This is a genomic window from Streptomyces sp. NPDC088387 (assembly GCF_044753385.1).
In the GTDB taxonomy this organism is placed as follows: domain Bacteria; phylum Actinomycetota; class Actinomycetes; order Streptomycetales; family Streptomycetaceae; genus Streptomyces.
In genome coordinates, this window is sequence record NZ_JBIVNC010000032.1 from 1 (window position 1) to 8705 (window position 8705).

Sequence of the window (8705 nt, forward strand, 5' to 3'; positions counted from 1 at the left end):
GGACGCGGGCCCGGGTGTGATGGGCCGCCTGGTCGTCGTAGCGCATCACTTGGTGGTGGATGGTGTGTCGTGGCGGGTGCTGCTGCCTGACTTGCGGGCTGCGTGTGAGGCGGTGGCCGAGGGGCGTGAGCCGGTGCTGGATCCGGTGGGTACGTCGTTCCGCCGCTGGTCCCAACTCCTTGCCGCGCAGGCCGTGTCCGAGGAACGTGTCGCCGAACTCCCTGCCTGGCAGGCTCTGTTGGGGGAGCCTCAGGCGCCCCTGGGAGAACGCTCCCTCGACCCCGCCGTGGACACCGTCGCCACCCTCCGTCAGCGGACCTGGGTCCTGCCGCCCCGGCAGACCTCCGTCCTGCTCGGCCGGACCACGGCGGCGTTCCACTGCGGTATGGACGACGTCCTCCTGTCGGCGCTCGTCGGTGCCGTGACCCACGGCCGCCGAACGTCGGACACCGCCGTCCTCGTCGACGTCGAAGGGCATGGCCGGGACCTCCTCGCCGACGCCGAACTCTCCCGTACCGTCGGATGGTTCACCGGCTCGCACCCCGTGCGCCTGGACGCCGCCGACGTCGACCTGGAGGACGTCAAGGCCGGCGGACGTGCCGCCGGTGTGCTGCTGAAGACGGTCAAGGAGCAGGCGCGGGCGGTCCCCGGGGACGGCCTCGGCCACGACCTGCTGCGTCACCTCAATCCACACACCGCACCCATCCTGCGCGCCGCGCCCGCACCGCAGATCGGCTTCAACTACCTCGGCCGGTTTGGTGGTTCCGCCTCCGTCGCGGATCCCGCCGCATGGCAGCCGGTGGGTGAGACCGCGCTCGGCGGGAGCGTCGCCCCGGAGATGCGGCTGCCCCACTCCCTGGAGGCGAACGCCACGGTCCGGGAGACACCCGAAGGGCCCGAGCTGGAGGTCAGGCTGAGCTGGCCGGCCGGTGTGCTGACCGACTCGGCCGCGGAACACCTGGGCGACACCTGGCTGGCGATGCTCGGCGGACTGGCCGTGCACACCCGGGCCCCCGGCGCCGGCGGTCACTCGCCCTCCGACTTCCCGCTGGTGCCCGCCCTGACGCAGGAGAACCTCGACCGGCTCCAGGCGGCCGTGCCAAGCCTCACGGACGTCTGGCCGTTGTCCCCGTTGCAGGAGGGCATGCTGTTCCACGCGACCTTCGACGAGGACGGTCCCGACGTCTACCAGAGCCAGCGGGTCCTCGCGCTCGACGGCCCCCTGGACGCGCGGCGGCTGCGCGCCTCGTGGGAGGCGCTCGTCGCCCGGCACGAGGCACTGCGGGTCGGCTTCCACCGGCTCGGCTCGGGCGAGGCCGTGCAGGTCGTCGCTCGTGACGTGGTGCTGCCGTGGCGGGAGACGGACCTGTCCGGCCGCACCGACGACGAGGCGCTCACCGAACTGGACCGGCTCACCGCCGAGGAACTCGCCGCGCGGATCGACGTCACCGCGCCCCCGCTGCTGCGGTTGCTCCTGGTCCGGCTCGCCGACGAACGGCACCGGCTCGTCCTCACCAGCCACCACATCGTGATGGACGGCTGGTCGACGCCGATCACCTTCAACGAGGTGTCCGCGACCTACCGGGCCGGCGGCGACCCGTCCGGCCTGGAGCGGGCCGCGTCCTACGGGCAGTACCTCGCCTGGCTGGACCGCCAGGACGGCGACACCGCCCGCGCCGCCTGGCGCACGGAACTCGCCGGCCTCGACGGACCGACCCGGGTGGCGGGCGCCGACCTCATGAGCGGGGCGCGGATCGCCGCCGAGGAGAGCGCGGTCGAGGTCTCCGGAGCCACCTCACAGGCGCTGCGGGATCTCGCGCGCCGCCGGGGCCTGACCCTGAACACGCTGGTGCAGGGCGCGTGGGCGCTGGTGCTGGCGCGGCTGGCCCGGCGTACGGACGTGGTGTTCGGCGCCACCGTCGCGGGCCGCCCGCCCGAGGTACCCGGCGTCGAGTCCATGGTCGGCCTGTTCATCAACACCCTGCCCGTAAGGGTGCGGCTCGATCCCCGGCAGGCGATGAGCGAGATGCTCGCGGGACTCCAGCACAGCCAGTCCGAGCTGCTGTCCCACCAGCATGTGAGCCTGTCCGACATCCAGGCCGTCGCGGGCGCCGGCGCCGGCTTCGACACGATGCTGATGTTCGAGAGCTACCCCAAGGACACCACCGCCTTCACCGGCGACGCACATAAGGACGGTCCCGGCGACGGCCATGGGGACGGTCGCGGCGGGTTCACGATGACCCAGCTGAACACCCGGGCCGAGACTCACTACCCGCTCGCGGTGAGCGTCGTCCCCGACGGCTCCCTCCAGGTACGCATCACCTACCGGCCCGACGTGTTCGACCGGGACGAGGCCGTCCGCGTGGGCCGCCGGCTCATCCATGTCCTGGAACAGCTCGTGGCCGACCCCGAGACGCCCGTCGGCCGGATCGACGTCCTGGACGACGGCGAGCGGTCACGGGTGACCGGAGCCTGGAACGACACCGGGACGGCCGTCCCGGACGTGCTGATACCGGAGTCGTTCGCCCACCGGGCCCGGCGGTCACCGGACACCCCGGCCGTGCGGTGCGGTGATGTGGCACTGACCTACGGCGAGTTGGACGACAGGTCCGACCGGCTGGCACACCGTCTTGTGGATCTGGGCGTCGGGCCCGAGGTGCGGGTCGGCCTGTGCCTGCCGCGTTCGGTGGAGACCGTGGTCGCCGAACTGGCCGTGTGGAAGGCCGGGGGAGCCTTCGTCCCGCTGGACCCGGAGTACCCGGCGGACCGGCTGGAGTTCATGGTCGCCGACAGTGAGGTGCGGGTCGTGGTGGGCCGGGGGGCGCCGTTCGGCGGAGTGCCGTGGGTGTCCCCGGACGACACGGAGGTGACGTCGGCCCGGCCCCTCGATGCGCGGGTGACTGCGGACCAACTGGCCTACGTCATCTACACGTCCGGCTCGACCGGCCGGCCCAAGGGGGTGGCGGTCGCCCACGGTGGGGTGGCGAACCTGGCGCAGGCCATGCGGCCCGTCCTGGGCGTCGACGAGGGTGTCACGGCGCTTCAGTTCGCCTCCTTCAGCTTCGACGCCGCCGTACTCGACGTGGCCGTGACCCTGGCCTCCGGCGGCACCCTGGCCATCGCCGACAAGGACGACCGCACCTCGCCCGAGTCCCTGTCCGCGATGATCGCCTCCACCGGTGTGCGGACGGCGAGTGTCGTGCCGTCCCTGCTGGGAGTGCTGGACGCGGACGCCGTGCCCGGCGTACGGACCTGGGTGCTGGGCGCCGAGCTGCTCACGGCCGGTCTGGCGAGCCGCTGGGCGGGCCGCACACGACTGTGGAACACCTACGGCCCGACCGAGACCACGGTCATGGCGACCGCGGGTCCGGTCGCGGCACGGATCGGGGCCGACGACGCGGCACCGCCGATCGGACGTCCACTGGCGAACGTACGCACCTTTGTGCTGGACGACTTCCTGCGGCCGGTCCCGCCGGGTGTCACGGGCGAGCTGTATGTCGCCGGTCCGGGTGTGGCGCGCGGCTATGTGGGGCGGCCCGGCCAGACGGGGGAGCGGTTCGTCGCCTGTCCGCACGGCGCCGGTGACCGGATGTACCGCACCGGCGACCTGGCCCGGTGGACGCCGGACGGTGAGCTGCTGTTCGCGGGGCGGGCGGACGCGCAGGTGAAGGTGCGCGGTTTCCGGGTGGAGCTGGGCGAGATCGAGGCCGTGCTGGCCGGCCACGAGGCCGTCGCGCAGGCCGCGGTGGCGGCCCGCGACGCGGACAACGCGGACAACGCGGACAACGCGAACACCGGGGGCAACGCGGGCAACGCGAACACCGCGGGCAACGGGGACAAGTTGCTGGTCGGTTACGTCGTCGCGGACGGGCGGCGCGAGGTGGACCCGGAGGAGCTGCGCGCCCATCTGGCGGACCGGCTCCCCGAGTTCATGGTGCCGGCGGCCGTACTCGTCGTGGACCGGCTGCCGTTGACCCCCAACGGCAAGGTGGACCGCGCCGCGCTGCCCGCCCCCGACTTCGCGTCGCGCACCTCGGACCGTGCCCCGCGCACGGCGACCGAGCGGCTGCTGTGCGAGCTGTTCGCCGAGGTGCTGGGCCTGGATCGGGTGGGTGTGGACGACAGTTTCTTCGGGCTGGGCGGTGACTCCATCAGCTCGATGCAGCTGGCCTCCCGGGCCCGCCGGGCCGGACTGGCGGTGACCCCGCGTCAGGTCTTCGAGCAGAAGACACCCGAAGGGCTCGCTGCCGTGGCGGTACCGGTGGCCGACCGGTCGGCGCCGGACGACGTCGGGACCGGCGAGGTGGCCTTCACCCCCGCGATGCTGGCGATGGGCGCGGACGCGGTCCGTCCTGGCTTCGCGCAGTGGATGACGGTGGGCGCGCCCACCGGTATCGGACTGGACGTGCTGACGGCCGGGCTGGCCGCCGTCCTGGACGCCCACGACATGCTGCGGGCGCGTGCGCTGCCCGACGAACTGAGGCTCGTGGTGGGCGAGCCGGGTTCGGTGGACGCCGCCGCGCTGGTCACCCGCGTGGTCGGAGACGTGGCGGACACGGACCGGCTCGCCCGGGACGAGGCGGCCCGGCTGGACCCGGTGGCGGGTGTGAACGTGCGCGTGGTGTGGGTGGACGCGGGTCCGAACGAGGTGGGCCGCCTGGTCGTCGTAGCGCATCACCTGGTGGTGGACGGGGTGTCGTGGCGGGTGCTGATGCCGGACCTGCGGGCCGCCTGCGAGGCCGTCGCCGAGGGCCGCGACCCGGCGCTCGACCCGGTCGGCACGTCCTTCCGGCGCTGGTCCCAACTCCTCGCCGCACAGGCCGTCTCCGAGGAGCGCGTCGCCGAACTCCCGTCCTGGACCGCCCTGCTGGACATCCCGCAGACCCCCCTGGGCCAACGCGCCCTCGACCCGGCCCGGGACACCGCCGCCACCATGCGCCGCCGCACCTGGACACTCCCGCCGGAGCACGCGGCGACCCTCGTCGGCCGCACCCCGGACGCGTTCCACTGCGGCGTGGACGAGGTGCTGCTCGCCGGTCTCGCGGCCGCCGTGGCGCACTGGCGGCAGGACACCGGGGACGGCGAGAGCCTCCTGGTGGACGTCGAGGGACACGGGCGCGAAGCGCTCGGCGACGACATGGACCTGTCCCGCACGGTCGGCTGGTTCACCGGCTCCCACCCCGTCCGCCTCGACGTGTCCGGAACCGATCTGCCACAGGTGTCGGCGGGCGGCCCGGCCGCAGGCCGGCTGCTGAAGACGGTCAAGGAGCAGATACGTTCCGTCCCCGGCGACGGCCTCGGATACGACCTGCTGTGCCACCTCAACCCCGGGACCGCGCCCGCGCTGCGCGCCGCCCCCGCCGCCCAGGTCGGCTTCAACTACCTGGGCCGGTTCGAGGGCCGCGCCCCCGCCGGCGGCCGGACCGCCCCGTGGCAGCCGGCCGGCGCCTCGGCCCTCGGCGGCTCCGTCGACCCCGACCTGCCCGCCGGTCACACCCTGGAGGCGGGGGCAGCCGTCCGGGACACCGCCGACGGGCCCGAACTGACGATCGTCCTCAGCTGGCCCGGCCTGCTCCTGGACGAGGCCGACGCCGAACGGCTCGGCCGGCACTGGCTGGCCGTCCTCGGCGGCCTGGCCGACCACACCACCACCCCCGGCGCGGGCGGGCACACACCGTCCGACTTCCCGCGGCTGACCCTCACCCAGGACGACGTGCACGAGATCGAGGCCGCGGTGCCTGACCTCGACGAGGTGTGGCCGCTGACCCCGTTGCAGGAGGGCATGCTGTTCCACGCCTCCTTCGACGCCGACGGCCCCGACCTCTACCAGGGACAGCGGATGCTCGCCCTGGACGGGCCACTGGACGTGGGGCGGCTGCGCGCGGCCTGGGCCACGGTGCTGCGCCGGCATCCCGTGCTGCGCGCCGGATTCCACCGGGCGGCGTCGGGCGACGCCGTACAGGTGGTGGTCCGGGACCCGGCGCCGACGTGGCGCGAGGCCGACCTGTCCGGCCGTACGGAGGACGAGGCCCTCGCCGGACTGCGCCGCCTGGCAGCCGCGGAACAGGCGGAACGGATCGACGTCACGCGGGCACCGCTGCTGCGGGTGCTGCTGGTCCGGCTGGCGGAGAACCGGCACCGCCTGGTCCTCACCAGCCACCACATCGTCATGGACGGCTGGTCCCTGCCGATCCTGATCGGCGACCTGTCCGAGGCCTACAAGACCGGCACAGCCGGCACACGGGCCACCGGCGGGACCCTGAGCCCGGCGGCCTCCTACGCGGACTACCTGGCATGGCTGGACCGGCAGGACAAGGAGGCCGCGCGCGCCGCGTGGCGCGCCGAACTCGCCGGCCTGGACGAGGCGACGCTCGTGGTGCCCGCGGACTCCGGAACCCGGTCCGTGGTGCCCGAACGGGTCCGCTTCGAAGTCACGGAGGAACTGTCCGGCGCCGTCACCGAACTGGCCCGCACACACGGGCTGACCGTCAACACGGTCGTCCAGGGCGCGTGGGCGCTGCTGCTCGCGCGGCTGACCGGCCGCACGGACGTGGTGTTCGGCGCCACGGTCGCGGGCCGGCCCACGGACGTGCCGGGTGTGGAGTCCGCGATCGGCCTGTTCATCAACACCGTGCCGGTACGGGTGCCGCTGGACCCGGCCCGTACGGTCGCCCAGCTCCTCGCCGACGTCCAGGAACGCCAGGTCGCCCTCCTGGGCCACCAGCACCTGGGCCTGGCGGAGATCCAGCGGCTCGCCGGACCGGGCGCCGTCTTCGACACACTCGTGGTGTACGAGAACTACCCCCACGCGCCCGTCGAGGCGCCGGACCCGCACACCCTCGCGATCCGGCCGATCGGCGCCCCCGACGACATGGGCCACTACCCGCTGACCTTCGTCCTGTCGCCCGGCGAGCGGATGCGGGGCGACTTCGTGCACCGGCCGGACATCTTCGACCGCGACGACGCCGACACGATGATCGCCGCCCTGCTGCGGGTCCTGGAGCAGATGGCGGCCGAACCGTCGACACCCGTCGGCCGGGTGGAGGCCGTGGACACGGCGGGCCGCGAACTGGCCCTGCACGGCTGGAACCGGAGCGGGGCGCCGGCCCCGGCCCTGCCGCTCCCGGACCTCCTCGCCGCCCAGACCCTCCGGACCCCGGACGCGCCGGCCCTCGTCGCCGGTGAACAGAGCCTGACCCACACGGAACTGACGGAGCGTGCGGGACGGCTCGCCCGCTACCTCGTCGGCCGCGGGGTCGGCCCGGAGCGCCGGGTCGCGGTCGTGGCGGACCGGTCGGTGGCCACCGTGGTCGCCCTGCTGGCCGTGACGATGGCGGGCGGGGTCTTCGTACCGGTCGACGCGGACCATCCGGCGGAACGGATCGCCCGTGTGCTGCGGGACTCCGGCCCCGACCTGGTGCTCTGCACCCGCGCGACACAGGGCTCGGTCCCCGAGGGCACAACGGCCCGGACCACCGTGCTGGACGACCCGGCGGTGGCACGGGCGGTGGCCGGACACCCGGGCGGCCCGGTCGGGGACGACGAGCGGCGGGCGCCGCTGCGGGCGGCCAACGCCGCCTATGTCATCTACACGTCCGGCTCCACGGGACAGCCCAAGGGCGTGGTCGTCAGCCACACCGGGCTGGGCAACCTCGCGCGGGCACAGATCGAACGGTTCGCCGTACGCGCCGACTCGCGGGTGCTCCAGTTCGCCTCGTTCGGCTTCGACGCCGCCGTGTCCGAGCTGTGCATGGCACTGCTGTCCGGCGGCTGCCTGGTCCTGGCCCGACCCGAGGAGCTGCCGCCGCGGACGGCGCTCGGTGAGTCCCTGCTGCGGGCAGGCGCCACCCATGTCACCGTGCCGCCGAGTGTGCTCGGCACGGAGGAGGCACTCCCCGACGTCCTGCGGACCCTGGTCGTCGCGGGCGAGGCCTGCCCGGCCGCCCTGGCCGACCGGTGGTCGACGGGACGGCGGATGGTCAACGCGTACGGGCCGACCGAGACGACGGTCTGTGCGGCGATGAGCGCCCCGCTGACCCCGGGCGGCGACCAGGTGCCGATCGGCGGCCCGATGACCGGCGCCCGGACGCTGGTCCTGGACGAGTTCCTGCTGCCGGTGCCGGTCGGGGTGGCGGGGGAGCTGTACGTGGCCGGTGCGGGGCTCGCGCGCGGCTATCTGGGTCGTCCGGAGCTGTCGGCGGAGCGTTTTGTGGCCTGCCCGTATGCCGACGGCGAGCGTATGTACCGCACGGGCGACGTGGTGCGGTGGACCCGTGACGGCGAGCTGGTCTTTGTCGGACGAGCCGACGACCAGGTGAAGATCCGCGGTCACCGCATCGAGCCCGGCGAGATCGAATCCGCCCTCTCCGCGCACCCCGAGGTGACACAGACGGCCGTGGTCGCCCGCAAGGACCGGCCCGGAGAGAGCCGCCTCGTCGCCTATGTCGTCACCGGCGCCGATCCGGACGACCTGCGGGCGTATCTGTCCGCGCGGCTCCCGGAGTTCATGGTCCCGACGGCGTTCGTCCCACTGGAGCGGCTGCCGTTGACGGCGAACGGGAAGGTGGATCGGTCGGCGTTGCCGGCGCCGGATTTTGCTTCGCGTGTGTCGGGGCGGGCTCCGCGTTCTGAGGTGGAGCGGGTGTTGTGCGGTTTGTTCGCCGAGGTGTTGGGGCTGGAGGTGGTGGGGGTTGACGACGGGTTCT

1 protein-coding gene is annotated in these 8705 nt (G+C 73.8%); it reads left to right on the top strand.

All coding sequences use genetic code 11. The features are described from left to right. Positions 1-76: 76 nt before the first annotated feature. A partial coding sequence (locus ACIQAC_RS40710) for an amino acid adenylation domain-containing protein (protein ID WP_402200775.1) occupies positions 77-8705 on the top strand: 8629 nt, incomplete at its 3' end.